Annotated in this window: 25 protein-coding genes; 20 read left to right on the plus strand and 5 right to left on the minus strand. The window is 64.4% G+C overall.

What is annotated here, in order from left to right:
* Positions 1–26: 26 nt before the first annotated feature.
* The 17 genes from nuoE (at position 27) to JYG32_RS01280 (ending at position 16,808) form a co-directional block, all read left to right on the plus strand.
* Positions 27–512: an NADH-quinone oxidoreductase subunit NuoE gene (gene nuoE, locus JYG32_RS01200; RefSeq protein WP_174381177.1), complete on the plus strand. Its 486-nt coding sequence runs from the start codon at positions 27–29 to the stop codon at positions 510–512.
* Positions 509–1,819 carry an NADH-quinone oxidoreductase subunit NuoF gene (gene nuoF / locus JYG32_RS01205; RefSeq protein ID WP_034184889.1) on the plus strand — a complete coding sequence of 437 codons (1,311 nt, stop codon included), beginning with the start codon at positions 509–511 and terminating at the stop codon, positions 1,817–1,819. The genes nuoE and nuoF overlap by 4 nt, the downstream gene beginning before the upstream one ends.
* Positions 1,820–1,901: 82 nt before the next feature.
* A complete protein-coding gene (gene nuoG, locus JYG32_RS01210; RefSeq protein WP_174381178.1) occupies positions 1,902–4,232 on the plus strand; it encodes an NADH-quinone oxidoreductase subunit NuoG in 2,331 nt (776 codons plus the stop codon).
* Positions 4,233–5,300 (plus strand): NADH-quinone oxidoreductase subunit NuoH, encoded by a 1,068-nt coding sequence (gene nuoH, locus JYG32_RS01215; protein ID WP_174381179.1) that lies wholly within the window; start codon positions 4,233–4,235, stop codon positions 5,298–5,300. It abuts the gene before it with no gap.
* A 12-nt stretch (positions 5,301–5,312) separates the two neighbouring features.
* Positions 5,313–5,801, plus strand: a complete 489-nt coding sequence (gene nuoI, locus JYG32_RS01220) for an NADH-quinone oxidoreductase subunit NuoI (protein WP_174381180.1) — start codon at positions 5,313–5,315, stop codon at positions 5,799–5,801.
* A 105-nt stretch (positions 5,802–5,906) separates the two neighbouring features.
* Positions 5,907–6,557, plus strand: coding sequence for an NADH-quinone oxidoreductase subunit J (locus JYG32_RS01225; protein ID WP_096471386.1), 651 nt, complete (start codon positions 5,907–5,909; stop codon positions 6,555–6,557).
* 17 nt (positions 6,558–6,574) lie between these two features.
* The gene (gene nuoK / locus JYG32_RS01230; RefSeq protein WP_004185739.1) at positions 6,575–6,880 is read left to right on the plus strand and encodes an NADH-quinone oxidoreductase subunit NuoK; all 306 of its coding nucleotides are present in this window, start codon (positions 6,575–6,577) and stop codon (positions 6,878–6,880) included.
* 17 nt (positions 6,881–6,897) lie between these two features.
* Positions 6,898–8,946, plus strand: a complete 2,049-nt coding sequence (nuoL, locus tag JYG32_RS01235; RefSeq protein WP_174381181.1) for an NADH-quinone oxidoreductase subunit L — start codon at positions 6,898–6,900, stop codon at positions 8,944–8,946.
* Between the two features lie 17 nt (positions 8,947–8,963).
* A complete protein-coding gene (locus JYG32_RS01240; RefSeq protein WP_213264410.1) occupies positions 8,964–10,454 on the plus strand; it encodes an NADH-quinone oxidoreductase subunit M in 1,491 nt (496 codons plus the stop codon).
* 36 nt (positions 10,455–10,490) lie between these two features.
* Positions 10,491–11,945: an NADH-quinone oxidoreductase subunit NuoN gene (gene nuoN, locus JYG32_RS01245; protein ID WP_174381201.1), complete on the plus strand. Its 1,455-nt coding sequence runs from the start codon at positions 10,491–10,493 to the stop codon at positions 11,943–11,945.
* Positions 11,945–12,241: a DUF2818 family protein gene (locus JYG32_RS01250; RefSeq protein ID WP_174381183.1), complete on the plus strand. Its 297-nt coding sequence runs from the start codon at positions 11,945–11,947 to the stop codon at positions 12,239–12,241. The genes nuoN and JYG32_RS01250 overlap by 1 nt, the downstream gene beginning before the upstream one ends.
* A 36-nt stretch (positions 12,242–12,277) precedes the next feature.
* On the plus strand, positions 12,278–12,868 hold the full coding sequence (locus tag JYG32_RS01255) for an NUDIX domain-containing protein (RefSeq protein ID WP_174381184.1): 591 nt from the start codon (positions 12,278–12,280) through the stop codon (positions 12,866–12,868).
* Between the two features lie 136 nt (positions 12,869–13,004).
* Positions 13,005–13,427: a DUF1178 family protein gene (locus JYG32_RS01260; protein ID WP_174381185.1), complete on the plus strand. Its 423-nt coding sequence runs from the start codon at positions 13,005–13,007 to the stop codon at positions 13,425–13,427.
* A 54-nt stretch (positions 13,428–13,481) separates the two neighbouring features.
* Positions 13,482–14,678 (plus strand): acyl-CoA dehydrogenase family protein, encoded by a 1,197-nt coding sequence (locus JYG32_RS01265; protein ID WP_213264411.1) that lies wholly within the window; start codon positions 13,482–13,484, stop codon positions 14,676–14,678.
* A gap of 25 nt (positions 14,679–14,703) precedes the next feature.
* Positions 14,704–15,837 carry an acyl-CoA dehydrogenase family protein gene (locus JYG32_RS01270; RefSeq protein WP_213264412.1) on the plus strand — a complete coding sequence of 378 codons (1,134 nt, stop codon included), beginning with the start codon at positions 14,704–14,706 and terminating at the stop codon, positions 15,835–15,837.
* 36 nt (positions 15,838–15,873) lie between these two features.
* A complete protein-coding gene (locus tag JYG32_RS01275; protein WP_213264413.1) occupies positions 15,874–16,335 on the plus strand; it encodes a MaoC family dehydratase in 462 nt (153 codons plus the stop codon).
* Positions 16,332–16,808, plus strand: a complete 477-nt coding sequence (locus JYG32_RS01280) for a MaoC family dehydratase (protein ID WP_174381189.1) — start codon at positions 16,332–16,334, stop codon at positions 16,806–16,808. Before JYG32_RS01275 ends, JYG32_RS01280 begins: the two co-directional genes overlap by 4 nt.
* Positions 16,809–16,855: 47 nt before the next feature.
* Here the strand turns inward: JYG32_RS01280 and JYG32_RS01285 are convergent, their stop codons facing one another.
* Both JYG32_RS01285 and JYG32_RS01290 read right to left on the minus strand, forming a co-directional pair.
* Positions 16,856–17,548, minus strand: coding sequence for a glutathione binding-like protein (locus JYG32_RS01285; protein WP_174381190.1), 693 nt, complete (start codon positions 17,546–17,548; stop codon positions 16,856–16,858).
* A gap of 81 nt (positions 17,549–17,629) precedes the next feature.
* On the minus strand, positions 17,630–18,421 hold the full coding sequence (locus JYG32_RS01290; RefSeq protein ID WP_213264414.1) for an oxepin-CoA hydrolase, alternative type: 792 nt from the start codon (positions 18,419–18,421) through the stop codon (positions 17,630–17,632).
* 201 nt (positions 18,422–18,622) lie between these two features.
* Between JYG32_RS01290 and JYG32_RS01295 the strand changes: the two genes are divergently transcribed.
* Positions 18,623–19,279 carry a glutathione S-transferase gene (locus JYG32_RS01295; RefSeq protein ID WP_213264415.1) on the plus strand — a complete coding sequence of 219 codons (657 nt, stop codon included), beginning with the start codon at positions 18,623–18,625 and terminating at the stop codon, positions 19,277–19,279.
* Between the two features lie 44 nt (positions 19,280–19,323).
* On the opposite strand, the gene JYG32_RS01300 is transcribed toward JYG32_RS01295, so the two are convergent.
* A complete protein-coding gene (locus tag JYG32_RS01300; protein WP_213264416.1) occupies positions 19,324–20,496 on the minus strand; it encodes a pyridoxal phosphate-dependent aminotransferase in 1,173 nt (390 codons plus the stop codon).
* A gap of 33 nt (positions 20,497–20,529) precedes the next feature.
* Positions 20,530–21,027 carry a putative toxin-antitoxin system toxin component, PIN family gene (locus JYG32_RS01305; protein WP_213264417.1) on the minus strand — a complete coding sequence of 166 codons (498 nt, stop codon included), beginning with the start codon at positions 21,025–21,027 and terminating at the stop codon, positions 20,530–20,532.
* 57 nt (positions 21,028–21,084) lie between these two features.
* Here JYG32_RS01305 and yaaA point away from each other — a divergent pair, with 57 nt between their 5' ends.
* Complete coding sequence (gene yaaA / locus JYG32_RS01310) at positions 21,085–21,867, plus strand: peroxide stress protein YaaA (protein ID WP_213264418.1); 783 nt, start codon at positions 21,085–21,087, stop codon at positions 21,865–21,867.
* 137 nt (positions 21,868–22,004) lie between these two features.
* Complete coding sequence (locus JYG32_RS01315) at positions 22,005–23,159, plus strand: M14 family metallopeptidase (protein WP_174381196.1); 1,155 nt, start codon at positions 22,005–22,007, stop codon at positions 23,157–23,159.
* A gap of 83 nt (positions 23,160–23,242) precedes the next feature.
* Here the strand turns inward: JYG32_RS01315 and JYG32_RS01320 are convergent, their stop codons facing one another.
* Positions 23,243–23,896: a BspC domain-containing protein gene (locus tag JYG32_RS01320; protein ID WP_213264419.1), complete on the minus strand. Its 654-nt coding sequence runs from the start codon at positions 23,894–23,896 to the stop codon at positions 23,243–23,245.
* Positions 23,897–23,915 lie beyond the last annotated feature (19 nt).

The raw sequence follows: 23,915 nt of genomic DNA on the forward strand, positions 1-23,915 counted from the left end.
AGGAATTGAAAGAGTCGTGTCTGAAAATGATCTCAGCTGAAGGCCTGAAGGAAATCGATCGCGCGTTGACGAAGTATCCCGCCGATCAGAAACAGTCCGCCGTGATGTCGGCGTTGGCCGTTGCTCAGGAAGAGCACGGCTGGCTGTCGCCCGAACTGATGCAGTTCGTTGCGGACTATCTCGGCATGCCGGCAGTCGCCGTGCAGGAAGTCGCGACGTTCTACACGATGTACGAGCTCAACCCGGTCGGCAAGCACAAGATCACGCTCTGCACGAACCTGCCGTGCCAGCTTGGCCCGCACGGCGGCGCGGAGGCGGCTGCCGACTACCTGAAACAGAAGCTGGGCATCGGCTTCGGCGAGACCACGCCCGACGGCAAGTTCACGCTGAAGGAAGGCGAATGCATGGGCTCGTGCGGCGATGCGCCGGTGCTGCTGGTGAACAATCACAGAATGTGCAGCTTCATGAGCCGCGAGAAGATCGACCAGCTGCTTGAGGAGCTCTCGAAATGACGTCCCTCCACGACCGTCACATCAAACCGCTGATCCTCGCTGGTCTGAACGGCGAGAACTGGCATCTCGAAGACTACGTTGCGCGCGGCGGCTACAAGCAGCTGCGCCGCATTCTCGAAGAAAAGATTCCGCCCGAGCAGGTGATCGCCGACGTCAAGGCGTCGGGCCTGCGTGGCCGTGGCGGTGCGGGCTTCCCGACCGGCCTGAAGTGGAGCTTCATGCCGCGCCAGTTCCCGGGGCAGAAGTACCTCGTCTGCAACTCGGACGAAGGCGAGCCGGGCACGTTCAAGGATCGCGACATCCTGCGCTGGAACCCGCACGCGCTGATCGAAGGCATGGCCATCGGCGCGTACGCGATGGGCATCACCGTCGGCTACAACTACATCCACGGCGAAATCTTCGAAGTGTATCGACGCTTCGAGGCCGCGCTCGATGAGGCGCGCGCCGCAGGCTTCCTCGGCGACCACATCATGGGCTCCGAATTCTCGTTCCAGCTGCACGCGCACCACGGTTACGGCGCGTACATCTGCGGCGAGGAAACGGCGCTGCTCGAGTCGCTCGAAGGCAAGAAGGGCCAGCCGCGCTTCAAGCCGCCGTTCCCGGCGAGCTTCGGCGTGTACGGCAAGCCGACCACGATCAACAACACCGAGACGTTCGCCGCGGTGCCGTTCCTGCTGTCCATCGGGCCGCAGAATTACCTCGAGATCGGCAAGCCGAACAACGGCGGCACGAAGATTTTCTCGGTGTCGGGCGACGTCGAGCGTCCGGGCAACTACGAAGTGCCGCTCGGCACGCCGTTCGCGACGCTGATGGAGCTCGCCGGCGGGATGCGCGGCGGCAAGAAGATCAAGGCCGTGATTCCGGGCGGTTCGTCGGCACCGGTGATCCCGGGCGACATCATGATGCAGACCGATCTCGACTACGATTCGATCGCGAAGGCCGGCTCGATGCTCGGTTCCGGCGCGGTGATCGTGATGGACGAGACGCGCTGCATGGTGCGCTCGCTGCTGCGCCTGTCGTACTTCTACTACGAGGAATCGTGCGGCCAGTGCACGCCGTGCCGTGAAGGCACCGGCTGGCTGTATCGCGTCGTGAACCGTATCGAGCACGGCGAAGGCCGCCAGGAAGATCTGGACCTGCTGAACTCGGTTGCCGAGAACATCATGGGCCGCACGATCTGTGCGCTCGGCGATGCGGCGGCGATGCCGGTACGCGGGATGCTCAAGCACTACTGGGACGAATTCGCGTACCACGTCGAGCACAAGCACTGCATGGTCGGCGGCCACGCGCACGCGGCTGCGGCCTGAAGCGAACCCGGTTGCGGAATTTGAGCGCACGGTCGGGCGAAGGCGCGAACGGGCGGAAATAGGTTAAGGACCATTCACCATCATGGTTGAACTTGAAATAGACGGCAAGAAGGTCGAGGTGCCCGAAGGCAGCATGGTGATCCAGGCTGCGCACAAGGCGGATACGTACATTCCTCACTTCTGCTATCACAAGAAACTGTCGGTTGCGGCCAACTGCCGGATGTGTCTCGTCGAAGTCGAGAAGATGCCGAAGGCCGTGCCTGCCTGCGCGACCCCCGTGTCGGCCGGCATGATCGTCCACACGCAGTCCGACAAGGCTGTGAAGGCGCAGCAGTCGGTGATGGAATTCCTCCTCATCAATCACCCGCTCGATTGCCCGATCTGCGATCAGGGCGGCGAATGCCAGCTGCAGGATCTGGCGGTCGGCTACGGCAAGTCGTCGTCGCGCTACTCGGAAGAAAAGCGCGTGGTGTTCCACAAGAACGTGGGCCCGCTGATCTCGATGGAAGAAATGTCGCGCTGCATCCACTGCACGCGCTGCGTCCGCTTCGGCCAGGAAATCGCCGGCGTGATGGAGTTCGGCATGCTGGGCCGCGGCGAGCACTCGGAAATCACGACGTTCGTCGGCAAGACGGTCGACTCCGAGATGTCGGGCAACATGATCGACCTGTGCCCGGTCGGCGCGCTGACCAGCAAGCCGTTCCGCTACAGCGCCCGTACGTGGGAACTGTCGCGCCGCAAGTCGGTGAGCCCGCACGATTCCGTCGGTGCGAACCTCGTCGTGCAGGTGAAGAACAATCGCGTGATGCGCGTGCTGCCGTTCGAGAACGAAGCGATCAACGAATGCTGGATCTCGGACAAGGACCGCTTCTCGTATGAAGGCCTCAACAGCGAAGAGCGCCTGACGAAGCCGATGCTGAAGCAGGGCGGCCAGTGGATCGAAACCGACTGGCAGACCGCGCTCGAATACGTCGCGAAGGGCCTGAAGGGCATCGCCGCGGATCACGGCGCGAACGCGCTGGCGATGCTAGCGAGCGCACACAGCACCGCTGAAGAGCTGTTCCTCGTGAAGCAGCTCGCACAGGAACTGAAGACGCCGAACGTCGATTTCCGTCTGCGTCAGCAGGATTTCTCGGCGCCGGTGCAGGGCGCGCCGTGGCTCGGCATGCCGATCGCCGACCTGTCGAACGTGGACGCCGCATTCGTTGTCGGTTCGTTCCTGCGCCGCGATCACCCGCTGTTCGCCGCCCGCCTGCGCCAGGCCGCGAAGAACGGCGCGAAGCTGCACTTCCTGCATGCGACCGGTGACGACGCACTGATCCCGACCGCGCAGCGCATCGTCGCCGCGCCGTCCGCATGGCTCGACGAGCTGGCCGGCATCGCCGCGGCCGTCGCGCAACTGCGCGGCGTCGCGCTGCCCGACACGCTCGCGGGCATCACGGCATCGCCGGCCGCACAGGCGGTCGCGCAGTCGCTCGCGAACGGCGAACGCCGCGCGGTGCTGCTCGGCAACGTCGCGGTCCGCCATCCGGAATTCGCGAAGCTGCACGCGGTCGCCCAGTGGATCGCCGACAACACCGGCGCCACGTTCGGCTTCCTGACGGAAGCGGCGAACACGGTCGGCGCGCACGTCGTCGGCGCGCTGCCGGGCGAAGGCGGCCTGAATGCACGCGAAGCGTTCGCGCAACCGCGCAAGGGCTACCTGCTGCTGAACGTCGAACCGGAATTCGACACCGCCGATCCGGCGCAGGCGCTTGCCGCGCTGAACCAGGCGGAGATGGTCGTCGTGATGTCGCCGTTCAAGCACGGCCTCGACTACGCCGACGTGCTGCTGCCGGTTGCGCCGTTCACCGAAACGGCCGGCACGTTCGTCAACGCGGAAGGCACCGTGCAGAGCTTCAACGGCGTCGTGCGCCCGCTCGGCGATACGCGTCCGGCGTGGAAGGTGCTGCGCGTGCTCGGCAGCCTGCTCGGCCTGCCGAACTTCGAATACGAGACGTCGGAAGAAGTGCGTCTCGCCGCGCTCGGCGACGCAGGCGTCGCGGGCCGTCTGTCGAACCAGACGTCGGTCGCGCCGGCACGCGTCGCGGCGCATGCCGCGAACGGCGGCTTCGAGCGCCTGGCCGATGTGCCGATCTATCACGCCGACGCGCTCGTGCGCCGCGCAGGTGCGCTGCACCTGACGGCCGCCGCGAAGGCGGCGAATGCCGCAGCCCTGCCGGCCGCGCTGTTCGACAAGCTGGGCTTGAAGGAAGGCGACGCCGTGCGCGTGCGCCAGGGCGAGCGTGCGGTGCAGTTGCCGGCCGTGCGCGACGCGAATCTTGCGGAGACGGTCGTTCGCGTGTCGGCGGCGACGCCTGCCGGCGCAGCGCTCGGCAGCCTGTCCGGTGAACTGGTGGTGGAGAAGGCGTAAATGAGCTTGTTCGATACGATCAACGCGGGCGGAGCCCAGCTTCTCGGCGTCGCGTGGCCGACGGTGTGGGCAGTCGTGCGCATCCTCGTCGTCTCCGTCGTCATCCTGCTGTGCGTCGCGTACCTGATTCTGTGGGAACGCAAGCTGATCGGCTGGATGCACGTGCGTCTCGGTCCGAACCGCGTCGGCCCCGGCGGCCTGCTGCAGCCGATCGCCGACGTGCTGAAGCTGCTGCTGAAGGAAGTCATTCAGCCGAGCGCCGCCAGCCGCTGGCTGTACCTGATCGCGCCGGTCATGACCGTCGTGCCGGCGTTCGCCGTGTGGGCCGTGATCCCGTTCCAGGCGCAGGCCGTGCTCGCGAACATCAACGCGGGCCTGCTGTACGCGATGGCGATCTCGTCGATCGGCGTGTACGCGGTGATCCTCGCGGGCTGGGCGTCGAACTCGAAGTACGCGTTCCTCGGCGCGATGCGCGCCGCGGCGCAGATGGTCTCGTACGAAATCTCGATGGGCTTCGCGCTGGTGCTCGTGCTGATGACGGCCGGCAGCCTGAACATGTCGGAAATCGTCAACTCGCAGCAGCATGGCTTCTTCGCGGGCCACGGCGTGAACTTCCTGTCGTGGAACTGGCTGCCGCTCCTGCCGGCGTTCGTCGTCTACTTCATCTCGGGCATCGCCGAAACGAACCGCCACCCGTTCGACGTGGTGGAAGGGGAGTCGGAAATCGTTGCCGGTCACATGATCGATTACTCGGGCATGGCGTTCGCGCTGTTCTTCCTCGCCGAGTACATCAACATGATCGTGATCTCGGCGCTGGCTGCGACGCTGTTCCTCGGCGGCTGGGATGCACCGTTCGAGTTCCTGTCGTTCATTCCGGGCGTCTTCTGGCTGGTGCTGAAGGTCTTCGCACTGCTGTCGGTGTTCATCTGGGTCCGCGCGACGTTCCCGCGCTACCGTTACGACCAGATCATGCGCCTGGGCTGGAAGGTGTTCCTGCCCGTCACGGTGATCTGGGTGGTCGTGGTCGGCTTCTGGATGATGTCGCCGCTCAACATCTGGGTGAAGTAATCGGACGAAATCATGACGGCTATCCAACACTTCTTTAAGACCTTCTTCCTGACCGAGCTGCTGAAGGGGCTCGCGCTGACCGGTCGTTACACGTTCAAGCGCAAGTTCACCGTGCAGTTCCCGGAAGAGAAGACCCCGATTTCGCCGCGTTTTCGCGGGCTGCATGCGCTGCGCCGCTACGAGAACGGCGAAGAGCGCTGCATCGCGTGCAAGCTGTGCGAGGCCGTGTGCCCCGCGATGGCGATCACGATCGAATCGGAAACGCGCGCCGACAACACGCGCCGGACGACGCGCTACGACATCGACCTGACGAAGTGCATCTTCTGCGGTTTCTGCGAAGAGAGCTGCCCGGTCGATTCGATCGTCGAGACGCAGATTCTCGAGTACCACGGCGAAAAGCGCGGCGACCTGTATTTCACGAAGGAAATGCTGCTTGCGGTGGGCGATCGCTACGAGAAGGACATCGCTGCGGCGAGGGCTGCCGACGCGCCGTATCGTTGATTGTGTTTGCAGTGCCGGCCCGGCATGAACGGGCCGAGCCGCCGCGACGGGTGCGGGCGTCCCGCAAGCCGCGCCTGACTATGGCCTAACGATGAACCGGTAATCATGGAATTCACGACCGTACTGTTCTACATCTTCGCGCTGCTCCTGGTGGTATCAGGGCTGAAGGTGATCACTTCGCGCAACCCGGTGGCGTCTGCGCTTTTCCTTGTGCTGGCGTTCTTCAACGCCGCCGCGATCTGGATGCTGCTGGAAGCGGAGTTCCTCGCGATCCTGCTGGTGCTGGTGTACGTGGGCGCCGTGATGGTGCTGTTCCTGTTCGTCGTGATGATGCTGGACATCAACATCGATTACCTGCGCCGCGACTTCAAGCGCTTCGTGCCGATGGCGACCGTGGTCGGCGCGATCATCGTGATCGAGACCGCGCTGATCCTGTGGCGCGGCTACGGCGACACGCAAACGGTGCACGCGATGGCGACGGGCGAGATGGCCAACTGGTCGAACACGCGGCTGATCGGCAAGGTGATCTACACCGACTACATCTTCGCGTTCGAAATCGCCGGCCTCGTGCTGCTGGTCGCGATCATTGCTGCAATCGGGCTGACCGAGCGCAAGGGCAAGGACAGCAAGCGCCAGCGCGTGTCGGATCAGGTCAAGGTGCGCCGCAACGACCGCGTGCGCCTCGTGAAGATGGAAGCGGAAAAGCCGCAGCCGGAAACGGCGCAGAGCGAAGCCGGTTCGAGCACCAACGGCTAAGCGGAGAAAAGAAAACCATGTTGACTCTTGCTCACTACCTCGTGCTCGGCGCGATCCTCTTTGCGATCGCGATCGTCGGGATCTTCCTGAACCGCCGCAACATCATCATCATCCTGATGGCGATCGAACTGATGCTGCTGGCGGTGAATACCAATTTCGTCGCGTTTTCGCACTACCTCGGCGATGTGCACGGCCAGATCTTCGTGTTCTTCGTGCTGACGGTCGCCGCAGCGGAAGCCGCGATCGGCCTCGCGATTCTGGTGACCCTGTTCCGTAAGCTCGACACGATCAATGTCGAGGATCTCGATCAGCTCAAAGGTTAATTTCAGGCAACGCTGTTATGTCAACGACACTCAATGAAAACCTGCTGCTGGCGATTCCGCTCGCTCCGCTGGCCGGCTCGCTGATTGCGGGGCTGTTCGGGAACGCAGTCGGGCGCAAGGGCGCACATCGGATCACGATCCTCGGCGTAATGATCGCGTTCCTCCTGTCGGCGAAAGTCTTCTTCGACGTGATGGGCGGCGCGAGCTTCAACGCGACCGTCTACGAATGGATGAACGTCGGCACGCTGAAGCTCGAAGTCGGCTTCCTCGTCGATTCGCTGACCGCGATGATGATGGTCGTCGTGACCTTCGTCTCGCTGATGGTGCACATCTACACGATCGGCTACATGGCGGAAGAAGACGGCTACCAGCGCTTCTTCTCGTACATCTCGCTGTTCACGTTCTCGATGCTGATGCTCGTGATGAGCAACAACTTCCTGCAGCTGTTCTTCGGCTGGGAAGCGGTGGGTCTGGTGTCGTACCTGCTGATCGGCTTCTACTTCACGCGTGAGAGCGCGATCTACGCGAACATGAAGGCGTTCCTCGTGAACCGCGTGGGCGACTTCGGCTTCCTGCTCGGCATCGGTCTGCTGCTCGCATTCGCCGGCTCGATGAACTACGGCGAAGTGTTCGCAAAGCGCGCGGAGCTCGCGAGCCTGCACTTCCCGGGCACCGACTGGGGCCTGCTGACCGTCGCCTGTATCTGCCTGTTCATCGGCGCGATGGGTAAATCGGCACAGTTCCCGCTGCACGTGTGGCTGCCGGACTCGATGGAAGGCCCGACCCCGATCTCGGCGCTGATTCACGCGGCGACGATGGTGACGGCCGGCATCTTCATGGTGTCGCGCATGTCGCCGCTGTTCGAGCTGTCGGACACCGCGCTGTCGTTCGTCACGGTGATCGGCGCGATCACGGCGCTGTTCATGGGCTTCCTCGGCATCATCCAGAACGACATCAAGCGCGTGGTCGCGTATTCGACGCTGTCGCAGCTCGGCTACATGACGGTCGCGCTCGGCGTGTCCGCGTACCCGGTCGCGTTGTTCCACCTGATGACGCACGCGTTCTTCAAGGCGCTGCTGTTCCTCGGCGCGGGCTCGGTGATCATGGGCATGCATCACGACCAGGACATCCGCAACATGGGCGGCCTGCGCAAGTACATGCCGATCACGTGGATCACGTCGCTCGTCGGTTCGCTCGCGCTGATCGGCACGCCGTTCTTCTCGGGCTTCTACTCGAAGGACTCGATCATCGATGCGGTGAAGCTGTCGCACCTGCCGGGTTCGGGCTTCGCGTACTTCGCGGTCGTCGCGAGCGTGTTCGTCACGGCGCTGTATTCGTTCCGCATGTATTTCCTGGTGTTCCACGGCGAAGAGCGTTTCCGCAAGCCGAAGCATCCGGAATCGCCGATGGGCATGGCGGCCGCGCACGGCCACGACGACCACGGCCATGGCCATGACGACCACGCGCACGAGCCGCACGAGACCCCGTGGGTCGTGTGGGTGCCGCTGGTCCTGCTGGCGATCCCGTCGGTGATCATCGGTGCGATCGCGGTCAGCCCGATGCTGTTCGGCGACTTCTTCCAGCATGGTGTTGCGTTCGACAAGGTGATCTTCATCGGCGAAAACCACCCGGCGCTCGAGGAAATGGGCCATGAGTTCAGCAACTGGTGGAGCATGGGCCTGCACTCGGTGTCGGGCCTGCCGGTCTGGCTCGCGCTCGCCGGTGTCGTCGTCGCATGGTTCCTGTACCTGAAGCGTCCGGAGCTGCCGGCGTCGATCCGCCGCGCGTTCGGCCCGATCTACACGCTGCTGGACAACAAGTACTACATGGACAAGATCAACGAAGTGGTGTTCGCCCGCGGTTCGGTGGCGATCGGCCGCGGCCTGTGGAAGGAGGGTGACGTCGTGGTGATCGACGGCCTCGTCAACGGCAGCGCCCGATTCATCGGCTGGTTCGCCAGCGTGATCCGCTTCCTCCAATCCGGTTACATCTATCACTACGCGTTCGCCATGATCATCGGCATGCTGGGGCTCCTGACCCTGTTTGTAACGCTCGGCGGCAAATAAGGCGGGGGGACAACTTAATGCACGCTTTTCCGATTCTCAGTACCGCGATCTGGCTGCCGATCGTTTTCGGCCTCCTCGTGCTCGCGGTGGGTAACGACAAAAATCCGGGGACGGCCCGCTGGGTCGCGCTGATCGGTTCGCTGCTCGGTCTCGCGGTCACGATTCCGCTGATCACCGGCTTCGACTCGAGCACGGCCGCGCTGCAGTTCGTCGAGAAGTCGACCTGGATCGAACGCTTCGACATCGCGTATCACCTCGGCGTCGACGGCATCTCGATGTGGTTCGTCGTGCTGACCGCGCTGATCACGGTGATCGTCGTGATCTCCGCGTGGGAAGTGATCACCGAGAACGTCGCGCAGTACTTCGCGGCCTTTCTGATCCTGTCCGGGATCATGATCGGCGTGTTCTCGGCGGCCGACGGCCTGCTGTTCTACGTGTTCTTCGAGGCGACCCTGATCCCGATGTACATCATCATCGGCGTGTGGGGCGGCCCGAACCGCGTGTATGCGGCATTCAAGTTCTTCCTGTACACGCTGGCCGGCTCGCTGCTGATGCTGGTCGCGCTGATCTACCTGTACACGGAAACGCACTCGTTCGACCTCGCGACGTGGCAGAACGCGAAGATCGCGATGACGCCACAGATCCTGCTGTTCATCGCGTTCTTCCTTGCGTTCGCGGTGAAGGTGCCGATGTGGCCGGTGCACACCTGGCTGCCGGACGCGCACGTGGAAGCGCCGACGGGCGGCTCGGTCGTGCTGGCCGCGATCATGCTGAAGCTCGGCGCGTACGGTTTCCTGCGCTTCTCGCTGCCGATCACGCCTGACGCGAGCCACTTCCTGGCGCCCGTCGTGATCTCGCTGTCGCTGATCGCGGTGATCTACATCGGCCTCGTCGCGATGGTGCAGGCGGACATGAAGAAGCTGGTCGCGTATTCGTCGATCGCGCACATGGGCTTCGTCACGCTCGGCTTCTTCATCTTCAACCAGCTCGGCGTCGAAGGCGCGATCATCCAGATGATTTCGCACGGCTTCGTGTCGGGCGCGATGTTCCTCTGCATCGGCGTGCTGTACGACCGCGTGCACTCGCGCCAGATCGCCGACTACGGCGGTGTCGTCAACGTGATGCCGAAGTTCGCGGCATTCGCGATGCTGTTCTCGATGGCCAACTGCGGCCTGCCAGGTACGTCGGGTTTCGTCGGCGAGTTCATGGTGATTCTCGCGGCCGTCCAGTACAACTTCTGGATCGCATTCGGCGCGGCGTTCACGCTGATCCTCGGCGCTGCATACACGCTGTGGATGTACAAGCGCGTGTACTTCGGCGCGGTGGCGAACGATCACGTCGCCAAGCTGAAGGACATCGGCCGCCGCGAATTCCTGATGCTGGCCGTGCTTGCCGCGTTCACGCTGCTGATGGGCCTGTACCCGAAGCCTTTCACGGACGTGATGCACGTTTCCGTGGAAAACCTCCTCTCACACGTCGCGCAGTCGAAGCTGCCGCTGGCCCAGTAATCGCGAGCGGAGGAAACCAAGATCATGAATGCTCCTATGAATGTCCTGTTGCCTGACGCGCTGGTGATGGCCGCCATCGTCGTCGCATGGCTGAACGACACCTTTACCGGTGCTTCCGGCCGCCGCCTGACCTATCTGATCGCGGTCGTCTCGTCGGTCGTCGCCGGCGTGTGGTTCGCGGTGCAGGCACTCGACCCGCAGCAGTACTACTTCTTCTCGAAGATGGTCGTCGTCGACTCGTTCGCGAGCATGATGAAGGCTGTCGTGTCGTTCGGTTTCGCGATCTCGCTCGTCTATTCGCGCAAGTACCTCGAAGACCGCGACATGTTCCGCGGCGACGTGTTCCTGCTCGGCATGTTCTCGCTGCTCGGGCAGCTGGTCATGGTGTCGGGCAACAACTTCCTGACGCTGTACCTCGGTCTCGAACTGATGTCGCTGTCGCTGTATGCGGTCATCGCGCTGCGCCGCGACGCTCCGCAGTCGAGCGAAGCCGCGATGAAGTACTACGTGCTGGGCGCGCTTGCGTCGGGCTTCGTGCTGTACGGCATCTCGATGCTCTACGGTGCGACCGGCTCGCTCGAGCTGGGCGAGGTGTACAAGGCGGTCGGCGGCAACACCGACGCAGCCGTGCTGATGTTCGGCGTGGTCTTCATCGTCGCCGGTATCGCGTTCAAGCTCGGCGCCGTGCCGTTCCACATGTGGGTGCCGGACGTCTACCAGGGCGCACCGACCGCGATGACGCTGTTCGTCGGCGGCGGCCCGAAGGTTGCCGCGTTCGCATGGGGCCTGCGTTTCCTGGTGATGGGCCTGCTGCCGCTCGCACAGAACTGGCAGACCGCGCTCGTGATCCTCGCCGCGCTGTCGCTGATCGTCGGCAACATCACGGGTATCGTCCAGCGCAACATCAAGCGGATGCTCGCTTACTCGGCGATCTCGAACATGGGCTTCGTGCTGCTCGGCCTGCTCGCGGGCATCGTGAAGGGCGACGCGGCGGCACCGGCGAACGCATACAGCTCGGCGATGTTCTACGCGATCGTCTACCTGATCACGACGCTCGGCTCGTTCGGCGTGGTGATGCTGCTCGCGCGCCGCGATTTCGAAGCGGAAACGATCGACGACTTCAAGGGCCTCAACAAGCGTAGCCCGGTGTTCGCGTTCGTGATGATGGTCATGATGTTCTCGCTGGCAGGCATTCCGCCGACGGTCGGTTTCTACGCGAAGCTCGCCGTGCTCGAGGCAACCGTCAACGCGGGCCTCACGTGGCTGGCCGTGCTGGCCGTGATCACGTCGCTGTTCGGCGCGTTCTACTACCTGCGCATCGTGAAGCTGATGTACTTCGATGCACCGCAGGATTCGACGCCGATCTCGGCTGATTTCTGCAAGCGCACGATCCTCGTGCTGAACGGCCTTGCGGTCGTCGTGCTCGGCCTGATCCCGAGCCCGCTGCTGACGGCCTGCCTGCAGGCGATTCGTCACACGCTTCCGCTGTAATGTCGGCAGCCGGCTGGTTTATCGTGCTGTTGGCGTTCGTGTGCGCCAACCTGCCGTTCCTGAACCAACGTCTCTTCGCCGTCGTGCCGTTCGGCACGGCGAAGAAGAGTGCGTGGGTGCGGATCGGCGAGCTGATCGTGCTGTACTTCATCGTCGGCGCGCTCGGCTTCTGGCTCGAGTCGCGCGCCGGCAACCGCTTCGAACAGGGCTGGCAGTTTTACGCGATCACGTTCAGTCTCTTCATCGTGTTCGCGTTTCCCGGCTTCACGTTCCAGTATCTCGTCAAACGACGCTGACGGCTTCGGCCGTCGCGCTCACTCTTGGAGCCGCCGATGGCCGAACTACCCAATCACGACGCCGCACTGACCGAAACCTGCCTCGAAAGCGAGGCGATCTTCGACGGCTCGTTCCTCAAGCTCAAGCGCGATACCGTCCGTTTGCCGGACGGCAAAAGGGCGACGCGCGAATACGTCCAGCACCCGGGCGCGGTGATGGTGATCCCGCTGTTCGACGACGGCAGCGTGCTGATGGAAAGCCAGTACCGCTACCCGATCGGCAAGGTGATGGCCGAATTCCCGGCCGGCAAGCTCGATCCGAACGAAGGCGCGCTTGCGTGCGCGATACGCGAGCTGCGCGAAGAAACGGGGTACACGGCGCGCGAATACGTGTTCCTGGCCCGCATTCACCCGATCATTTCCTATTCGACCGAATTCATCGACCTGTACCTCGCACGCGGGCTGACGGCCGGCGAGCGCAAGCTCGACGAAGGCGAATTCCTCGAAACCTTCATCGCCACGCAAGCCGACCTGCAGGAATGGGTGCGCACGGGCCAGATCTCCGACGTGAAGACGATCATCGGCACGATGTGGCTCGACAAGGTGTTGTCCGGCACCTGGCCGCTCGGGCCGGTCCTGACGCCCTGAGCGTGGCGTCAGCGGCGGGTGGGGCGCCGCGTTACAATCCGGTGACGCGGTGCTTTCGCATCGCGCGATCGGGATTTAGCACGATCGTTCACAAAACCGCTTTTTGCGCTACACTCGTCACACGCCCTGATTCAGCATGAAGGTCCTCGATTTACAGTGCCCGCACGGTCATCGGTTCGAAGGCTGGTTCGCTTCCGCCGATGAGTTCGAAGCGCAGTTGTCCCGCAAGCTGGTCGAATGTCCGGTGTGCGGGACGACCGAGGTCAACCGTCTGCCGTCGGCGCCGCGCCTGAACCTGTCGGGCGCGACGCAGGCACAGCCGGCCGATCCGCGTGCGCTGCAGGCGCAGGTGATGCGCGCGCTGCGCGAGGTGCTGGAGAAGACCGAGAACGTGGGCGAGCGCTTCGCCGAGGAAGCGCGGCGCATCCATTACAACGAGGCGCCGGCACGCAGCATCCGTGGCGTCACGACGCCGGAAGATGCGCAATCCTTGGTTGAAGAAGGCATCGACGTGATGCCGCTGCCGATTCCTGCCGTGCTGAAAGAACCGCTGCAATGACGTCCGCAGTGGGTCCTTGCCCGGCCGGACGGCCGCGGCCAGGAGACACTGCGCATGGATCTGGACTATTCCCCCGCCGACGACGCGTTCCGCGCCGACGTCCGCGCCTGGCTCGAGGCGAACCTGCCTCACGCACTGCGCGCCAAGGTACTCGATCACAAACGACTCGACCGCGAGGATTTCGCGAGCTGGCACCGGATTCTCGGCCAGCGCGGCTGGTCCGCGCCTGCGTGGCCGGCCGAATACGGCGGCCCGGGCTGGAACGCGACGCAGCGGCACATCTGGGACGAGGAGTGCGCGCGGATCGGTGCGCCGACCGTGCTGCCGTTCGGCGTGTCGATGGTCGCGCCGGTGCTGATGAAATACGGCAGCGAAGCGCAGAAGCGCCACTATCTGCCGCGCATTCTCGATGGTTCCGACTGGTGGTGCCAGGGTTACTCGGAGCCGGGTTCGGGATCCGACCTCGCGTCGCTGCGCACGCGCGCCGAGCGCCAGGGCGACCACTACGTCGTCAACGGCCAGAAGACCTGGACGACGCTCGGCCAGTACGCCGACATGATGTTCTGTCTCGTGCGCACCGATCCGGCCGCGAAGAAGCAGGAGGGCATCTCGTTCCTGCTGATCGACATGAAGACGCCCGGCATCACGGTGCGTCCGATCATCACGCTCGACGAAGACCACGAGGTCAACGAGGTGTTCTTCGAGGATGTGAAGGTGCCGGTCGAGAATCTCGTCGGCGATGAGAACCGCGGCTGGACCTACGCGAAATACCTGCTTGGCCATGAGCGCACCGGCATCGCACGGGTCGGCGCGTCGAAGCGCGAGCTCGCGTTCCTGAAGCGCGTGGCGTCGAACCAGCGCAAGAACGGCAAGCCGTTGCTTGCCGATCCCGTGTTTGCCGCGAAGGTCGCGGCGCTCGAAGTCGAGCTGATGGCGCTCGAGGTGACGGTGCTGCGGGTCGTCAGCCGCGAGACGAGCGGCAAGGGGCCGGGCCCCGAGGCGTCGATGCTGAAGATCAAGGGTACCGAAGTGCAGCAGGCGCTCACCGAGCTGATGTTCGACGCGATCGGCCCGCTCGCCGCGCCGTTCGACGTTCCGTTCCTTGACGGCCAGCGCGAGCACAGCATCGCCGGCGACGACGATGCGGCGCCGCTTGCCGCGTACTACTTCAATTACCGGAAGACGTCGATCTACGGCGGTTCGAACGAGATCCAGAAGAACATCATCGCGCAGATGATTCTGGGTCTGTGATCAGGGAACGGGAGCGGAGACAACCATGGATTTCAGCTTTACCGATGAGCAGCAGCAGTTCGCCGACGCGCTGCGCCGTTATCTCGACGAGCAATACGGCTTCGATGCGCGTCAGGCCATCGTGCGCAGCGACACGGGCGTGTCGGACACGCAATGGAGCGCGTTTGCCGAACTGGGGTTGACCGCGCTGCCTGTGCCGGACGCACAGGGCGGTTTCGGCGGCGGCCCGGTCGACATGCTGGTTGCGATGCAGGCGCTCGGCCGCGCGCTCGTGATCGAGCCGTACTGGGCAACGGCGGTTGGCGTCGAGGCATTGCGCATCGCCGGCTCCGGCGCAGGCGACGATGCCGCGCTGCTCGAGGCGGTTGCACAGGGGCAGAAGCGGCTGGCGGTCGCATTCCATGAACCGCATGCGCGCTATGACCTGTTCGAGCTCGACACGCACGCACGCGAGCAGGGCGGCACCTACCGGCTGACCGGCACCAAGTCGGTCGTTCAGCACGGCGCTCAGGCGCACGCGTGGATCGTGCCTGCACGCGTCGACGGCGGCGGCATCGGCCTCTTTGTCGTCGAGCGCGATGCGGCGAACACGAAGGTGGTCGACTACCGGACCATCGACGGCCAGCGTGCGGCGACGCTCGAGTTCGATGAAACGCCAGCCCGATTGCTGACGGGTGGTGCGCGCGATGCGGCGGCACTCGAGCAGGTTGCCGATTACGCGACGTTCCTGCTGTGCGCGGAAGCGGTCGGCGCGCTCGACGAACTGAATCGCGCGACGGTCGAATACACGAAGACGCGCGAGCAGTTCGGCGTGCCGATCGCGCGTTTCCAGGCGTTGCAGCACCGGATGGTCGACATGCTGATCCATGCCGAGCAGGCGCGTTCGCTGACCTACCTGGCCGCGGTGCGTTACGCGAGCGGCGATGCCGATGCGCGACGCAAGGCAGTATCGGCTGCGAAGGCGCGCGTCGGCGCTGCAGCACGCTTCGTCGGCCAGCAGGCCGTCCAGTTGCACGGCGGCATGGGCGTGACCAACGAGGTTGCCGCCGCCCACCTGTTCAAGCGGCTGTCGATCATCGAGACGACGCTCGGCGACACCGATCATCATCTTGCCCGCATCGCGGCGCTGCCCGATTTCGCGCAAGCCGACATGGTATGACGGCGACGCGTGAGCGCGCCAACAAGGAGACGCATAGTGGGCATCAGTTACGAAGACCTGGTGGTCGGCAGCACCACCGAAGTGGGCCGCTACACGTTCGAACCCGACGACATCAAGGCGTTCGCGCAACGCTACGACCCGCAGCCGTTCCACCTCGACGAGGAGGCGGCGAAGGCGTCGCCGTTCGGCGGACTGGTCGCGAGCGGCTGGCACACGTGCTCGGTGTTCATGAGCCTGCTCATCAAGAAGCTCGGGCCGGACTCGACCAGCATGGGCTCGCCCGGCATCGACTCGATCCGCTGGCTCAAGCCGGTGCGCGCCGGCGACACGATCACGATGCACCAGAAGATCCACGACAAGCGCGTCTCGGAGAGCAAGCCCGATCGCGGCATCGTATCGACGGAGTGGGTCGGCATCAACGGTAGCGGCGAGACGGTGATCACCGTGCATTCCAAGGTGATTTTCGGGCTGCGCGATCCGAGAGGCACGAACGCATGACCGACGTGACATTGCCGCTGATCGCATCGGCGCAGGCGCTGCACGCGCGTGTCGGCGAGGAGCCGCTCGCGAGCGGTTGGGTCGCGATCGACCAGCAACGCGTCGACGGCTTCGCCGACGCGACCGGCGATCATCAATGGATTCACGTCGATCCTGAACGTGCGCGGCGCGAGTCGCCGTTCGGCGGGCCGATCGCGCACGGGTTCCTGACGCTGTCGCTGATTCCCGCGTTGATGACCGACGCGATGCGCTTCGAGCAGAAGATGGGCGTGAATTACGGACTGAACCGCGTGCGGTTCCTGAAGCCGGTGCCGGTCGGTGCGCGCGTGCGCGCGCTGTTCGCGGTGAAGGAAACCGCCGAGGCCGCGCAGGGCGGCATGCAGGTGACGTGGTCGGTGTCGATGCAGGCCGAGCGTCCCGACGCGCCGCTGCTGGTCTGCGCGGCGGAATTCATCACGCTGCACTACTTCTGAAGCGCGGGGCAGCATGCACGGATGCCGCTCCGCCCGTCACGTGCGTGTCAGTGCTTTGCGTATTGCGTCGCACCGAACAGCACCTCGCGTGCCTTGTCGTCCTGCAGCGCCTTGCGCATCGACGCGAGCACTTCGACGCCGCGCTGCACGGCCGGTCGCGCGGCGATTGCCTCGTGCCAGCGCTTCACGTTCGGTAACTCGTCGAGCACGATGCCCTGGTTCTGCCACGAGCGCGTCCACGGGAACGTCGCAATATCCGCGATCGTGTACGCGTCGCCCGCGAGATATTCGGATTCGCCGAGGCGCTTTTCCATCACGTTGTACAGGCGCTTCGCTTCGTTCGTGTAGCGGTTGACCGCGTACTCGATCTGTTCCGGCGCGTACAGCCGGAAATGGTGCGCCTGCCCGAGCATCGGGCCGACACCGCCCATCTGGAACATCAGCCACTCCAGCGTCGCATAGCGCGCAGCCGGATCGCCTGGCAGGAACCTGCCGGTCTTCTCCGCGAGGTAGATCAGGATCGCGCCCGATTCGAACAACGAGATCGGCTTGCCGCCGGGGCCGTCCGGATCGACGATCGCCGGGATCTTGTTGTTCGGGCTGATCTTCAGGAACTCGGGCTTGAACTGGTCGCCCGCACCGATATCGACCGGAAGGGCACGATAGGCGAGGCCCGTTTCCTCGAGCATGATGTGCACCTTGTGGCCGTTCGGGGTCGCCCAGCTATAGACGTCGATCATCGTCAACTCCTTGGTTGCATGCGCGAAAGCGGCGCCGGCAGCGCGCCGAGACAGGCGGCCATTAGAGCATGGATCGTCGGATCAGCGCTTGTAGCGGGGCTGGCGTTTCTCGAGAAACGCGGTGATGCCTTCGAGCCCGTCCGCATGATGCAGCGACGCGACGAAATGGTCGCGCTCGGTGCCGAGATGCGGCTCGAGCGGCTGCATCGCCGCGTCGTCGAGCAGCGACTTGATGCGCGTGAGCGCATTCGGCGAGATGCCGGCGAGCGCATCGGCCCATGCCAGCGCGTCGGTCAGCGCCGCGCCTGGCGCGGCGAGCCGGTTGACCACGCCGAGCGCATGCAGGCGTTCGGCCGCGACCGGCTTGCCTTCGAACAGGATCTCGGCCGCGATCGCACGCGGCAGCGCGCGCGCGAGGAACCACGAGCCGCCGCCGTCGGGCGTCAGGCCCACACGCGCGTACGACATCACGAATTTTGCATCGTGCGCGGCGACGATCAGGTCGCATGCGAGCGCGAGCGAGAAGCCCGCGCCGGCCGCGGCGCCCTCGACCGCCGCGATCACCGGCTTCGTCGACTCGCGAATCGCCGTCACCCATGCGCCGAGCTGATCGATGCTGTCGGCCTGGTAGGACGGATCCTTCGAGCGGTTGTCGAGCAGCCGGTTCAGGTTGCCGCCTGCGCAGAAGAAGCGATCGGCGCCCGTCAGCACGACCGCGCGGATTCCGGGATCGCGCTCGGCAGTGGCGAGCGCTTCGACACCGGCCGCGTACATGTCGGGATGCAGTGCGTTGCGCGCACCGGGATTGGATAGCGTGAGGACGAGCGTCGAATCGCTCTCGGGCGGACGCGAGGCCAGCAGTTCAGCACTCATGCGAGCGTGTCTCCATCGGACGGCGAGGCTGCGGCGCCGTACATGTTGCGTGGACAGGCGGCACTGCTGCCGCAGCGGATGTAATGTTGTCGTGACGGCGGGAAACTTGCTTTAGACTAGCACGAACGTGCTTTTCAGCGCGACGAATCCCGATGCGGCCGGCGTCGTTGCGGCCGCGCTCCAGCAAGGAAGGAGACTCCGATGCTACAGCTGTGCGGTATTCCGTTGTCCAACTATTACAACAAGGTGAAGTTCGTCCTGCTCGAGCACGACATCCCGTTCGAGGAGTCGGTGTGCGGTTTGCCGATCAGCGATCCGGCACAGCTCGCCGATTCGCCGCTCGGCAAGATCCCGTTTCTGAGGACCGAAGAGGGCGCGCTGTTCGAGTCGCAGGTGATCATCGAGTATTTGGCGGCGCGTTATCCCGAGAAAGCCATTTTTCCGGCGGGGCCGTTCGCGGCTGCGAAGGTGCGCGAACTGGTCGAGACGCTCGAGCTGTATCTCGAATGGATGGCGCGCGAGGTCTATACGGAGGCGTTTTTCGGCGGCAAGGTCAGCGATGGCATGAAGGCGCACGTCGAGAAGCGCCTGCCGCGTGCGATCGATGCGTTCAAGCAGATGACGCGGTTTTCGCCGTATGTGCTCGGCGAGTCGTTCAGCCTCGCGGACATCGCCGCATCGATCCATCTGCCGGTCATCGGGATGGCGACGAAGGCCGTGTTCGGACGCGACTTCCTGCTCGATGCGGGCATCGACTGGAAGGCTCACGCGAAGAAGGTCGGTGAGCGCGCTGCCGCGCAGCGCGTGGCAGCCGAACGCAAGGCGTATATCGACGCGACGAGCGGCGCGCGTTCGTAAGCGCGATTTTCCGGCCGGGCGGCGCATGGCCGCCCGTGCGGGACTTACAGGCGGGCGAGCCGTTCGAGTGCGGATGCGAGCGTGCTTTCCTGCTTCGCGAAGCAGAATCGTACGACCCCCGATTCGTGCGGCTCGTGATAAAACGCCGACACCGGAATGGCGGCCACGCCGATCTCCGATGTGAGCCACTTCGAGAAGTCCGCTTCGGGCAGGTCGCTGATCGCCGAGTAATCGACGCACTGGAAGTACGTGCCCGGGCACGGCAGCAGCTTGAAGCGCGTGCGTTCGAGGCCGGTACGGAAGAAGTCGCGCTTCTTCTGGTAGAAGCCGGCGAGCGACAGGTACGGTGCCGGGTCGCGCAGGTAGTCGGCGAGCCCGAACTGCATCGGCGTATTCACCGTGAATACGTTGAACTGGTGCACCTTGCGGAACTCCTCGGTCAGCGCGGCAGGCGCCGCGACGTAGCCGACCTTCCAGCCCGTCACGTGATAGGTCTTGCCGAAGCTCGACACGATGAAGCTGCGTGCGGCGAGTTCCGGATAGCGCGCGACGCTCTCGTGGCGCGCGCCGTCGTAGACCATGTGCTCGTAGACCTCGTCCGACAGGATCAGCACGTTGGTGCCGCGCACGATCTCCTCGAGCTTGCGCATGTCCGCCTCGCGCCACACGGTGCCCGTCGGGTTATGCGGCGTGTTGATCAGGATCATGCGCGTCTTCGGCGTGATCGCGGCTGCAAGACGGTCGAACGGGATCGCGTAGTCGGGCGCCTCCAGCGTAACGAACACCGGCTTGCCGCCCGCGAGTTCGATCGACGGCAGGTAGCTGTCGTAGGTCGGCTCGACGACAATCACTTCGTCGCCCGGATGCACCGCGCACAGGATTGCCGTCAGCAGCGCCTGCGTCGCGCCGGCCGTCACCGTGATTTCGGTGGCCGGATCGTAGCGCCAGCCGTAGACCTGCGCGATCTTGTCGGCGATCGCGTCGCGCAGCGGCGCGACACCGGCCATCGGTGGATACTGGTTGTGCCCGTTGCGCATCGCGGCCGCGACCGCGTCGACGATGCGCGGATCGCAATCGAAATCCGGGAAGCCCTGGCCGAGGTTCACGGCGCCTTTTTCGGCAGCAAGCGCGCTCATGACCGTGAAGATCGTCGTGCCGACGTTCGGCAGGCGCGAGGGGAAAACGGGAGTCGTTGGCATGTCTGAAGGAGCGTTCATCGATACGGTCGAAATCGGGTGGTGCCGCAGGTGTCAGGCCGGCGTGGCAGTGGAGGTCGGCGCGCCATCGAGTGCGCAGGCCTCGGCAAACGGCGCGGGTTGCGCGATCCGGAAGCCGAAATCGCGCGCGGTGCGCTTCGCGAGCTTCAGCAGTGCGCGGTCTTTCGAGACGAGCCACTCGGCCTGCGCGGCGCGGGCGAGTTCGAGAAACTTCTGGTCGTCGCGGTCCTTGCACTTCGGCAGCGGCGGCGCGTCGGCATCGACGGGCGGCGGTTCGACGAGGCTCGCGAGGCGGGCGACGGTCGCGAGCGCGGTGGCCTTGTCGATCGCACGCGCCTGGAACTGCGGATAATCGAGCACGTATTCGAGTTCGGTCAGGCAGCGGCCGTCGATCACGGCGGCAAGCGCGCCGCGTTCCAGTGCGGCCCGGATCGGGCGCGTAGCGGGGTCGTCGAATACGAGGATGTCGATCCAGACGTTCGAGTCGAGCACGACGCGGCGTGCGGCGTGCGGAGCGAGAGAGCGGGTCATTCGTTACAATCGGTGGTTTTCGTCTGACCGCAAGGCACGGCGTGCCAGCGAGCCTCTATGATAATCGTTCTCTCTCCCGCCAAATCCCTCGACTACGATACGCCCGCGCACGTCCAGTCTTACACGAAGCCTGCATTCGTCGACGACGCGTCCGAGCTGATCGACGGCCTGCGCAAGCTTTCGCCGCAGGACATCGCGTCGCTGATGGATATCTCCGATCCGCTCGCGCGCCTGAACTTCCAGCGCTACGCGGACTGGTCGCCGACCTTTACGCCGGCCAATGCGAAACAGGCCGTGCTCGCGTTCAACGGCGACGTCTACGAAGGATTCGACGCGAAATCGCTGTCGTCCGCCGATCTCGACTATGCGCAACATCATGTGCGCGTGCTGTCGGGCCTGTACGGGTTGCTGCGCCCGCTCGACCTGCTGCAGCCGTACCGGCTCGAGATGGGCACGCGCTTCGCGAACGCGCGCGGCAAGGATCTGTACGCGTTCTGGGGCGACCGCATCACGCGGGCGCTGAACGAGCAGCTCGAGACGCGTAGCGGCGCGGCGCGCGTGCTGGTCAACTGCGCGTCGACCGAGTACTTCAAGTCGGTCAAGCCGAAACTGCTGGCCGCACCCGTCGTCACGCCGGTGTTCGAGGACTGGAAGGGCGGCCGCTACAAGATCATCAGCTTCCATGCGAAGCGTGCGCGCGGCCTGATGGCGCGTTATATCGTCGAGAACCGTATTACCGAGCCGAAAGCGCTGAAGGAATTCGCGATGGAGGGCTATGCGTTCGACGCGGCTGCGTCGAACGATTCGACTTACGTATATCGCCGGCGAGTCGGCGAGTGACCATGCCGGCCGTTCACGAGACGGCCGGCGCATGCATGAGGCCGGACAAGCGGCACATCGCCCGTTCCGGTCGACAGCTTTGCATGGGACCGGAGTAAGCGCTAGAGCACTAACTCCGGTCGACAGAGGAGAGGCAGATGACCCTTTCGATCACCAGCAATTTCGACGCAGGCGCAATCGACGTCGTGTCGTGCGACAGCCCCGATGCGATTCGGCTGCGCGTGCGCGGCGACAGCCGCTCGGAATTCGCGCAATGGTTCTACTACCGGTTGACGGGCGCCCGCGGCGAGCGGTGCGTGATGACGTTCGAGAACGCGGCCGAATGCGCCTATCCGTCCGGCTGGCGCAATTACAGCGCGGTGGCGAGCTACGACCGGGTCGACTGGTTCCGCGTGCCGACGACGTTCGATGGCAAGACGATGACCATCGACCATACGCCGGAGTTCGACAGCATCTACTACGCGTATTTCGAACCGTACTCGGAAGAGCGTCACGCGGCATTTCTCGGTGCGGTCCAGCAGTTGCCGCAGGCGAGCGTCGTCGAGCTCGGCCGCACGGTCGAAGGCCGCCCGATGTCGCTGCTGTCGCTCGGCACGCCGGAAACCGACGGTGCGCCGAAGAAGAAGGTGTGGATCATCGCGCGCCAGCATCCGGGCGAGACGATGGCAGAGTGGTTCGTCGAAGGCCTCGTCAAGCGGCTGGCCGGATGGGGCGACTGGGCCGGCGATCCGGTCGCGCGCAAGCTCTACGATCGCGCGACGTTCTACATCGTCCCGAACATGAACCCGGACGGCAGCGTGCACGGCAACCTGCGCACCAATGCGGCCGGTGCGAACCTGAACCGCGAATGGATGACGCCCGATGCCGAGCGCAGCCCCGAGGTGCTGGCCGTGCGCGATGCGATCCACGCGATCGGCTGCGACATGTTCTTCGACATTCACGGCGACGAGGATCTGCCGTACGTGTTCGTTGCCGGTTCGGAGATGCTGCCGAGCTTTACCGAGCAGCAGGGCAAGGAGCAGGCTGCGTTCATCGACGCGTTCAAGGTTGCGAGCCCGGACTTCCAGACCGAGCATGGCTATGCGGCGAGCAAGTACAAGGAGGACGCGCTCAAGCTCGCGTCGAAGTACATTGGCCATCAGTTCGGCTGCCTGTCGCTGACGCTCGAGATGCCGTTCAAGGATAACGCGAACCTGCCCGACGAGCGTGTCGGCTGGAACGGTGAGCGCAGCGCGGCGCTCGGTGCAGCGATGCTGGCCGCGATCCTTGTGCACGTCGACACGTTCGCGTAAGCGTATCGCCGTCGCATGAAAAAATGCCGGGGCATCTCCGGATGCCCCGGCTTTTTTGCTTCTGTCGTTGCCGCTTCGTCGGATCAGGACTTCTTCGCGGTTTTCTTCTTCACGGCTTTCGTCTGGCCGCCTGATTTCTTCGTCGCGACGGCCTTCTTGCCGGTGCGGCCTGATGCCTTCGCCTTTGCCTTGCCTCGGTGCGATTTGCCCTTGAACTTCTTCGTCGAAGACGTGGAGCGCTCGACGCGCGGCTTCAGCGGCGGAACGGGGTCGTTCCAGCTGAACGCGAGCATTTGCTGGCCGACATAGCCGCAACGGAATTTCAGCGGCGTCGGGTCGCTGCCGTCGCTGTGGACGCCGAGTCCGTCGACCGTGACGATGTTGTCGACCTTCACGTGCTGCTTGCCCTGGTCGAACGAGTCGTTCCACGGCGTGATCGTCGCGTTGCCGCTGTCGAATGCGTTCGGCGCGAAGTCGACGCGGTCGAAGGCCGACGACGTGCTGGCGATGAAGCTGCCATGCGCCGCACAATCGGCCGCGAGCGGATCGGCATGCATTTCGTTGACGAATTTGTTGATCAGTTCGGAGCGCTGGTCGAGCAGGTCGGCGAATACCGGTGTCGGAAGCGCAAGCGACAGGCCCGCGACACAGGCTGCCAGCTTGCCGAACGCCCGGAGAATCCGGAGCGAGGCAGGTGAGCTGTCCATCTGGTTATTGGTGAGGTGCGAAGGAGACATCGGGCACGTATAGATGCCC

The organism is Burkholderia pyrrocinia, assembly GCF_018417535.1.
Lineage (GTDB): Bacteria > Pseudomonadota > Gammaproteobacteria > Burkholderiales > Burkholderiaceae > Burkholderia > Burkholderia pyrrocinia_E.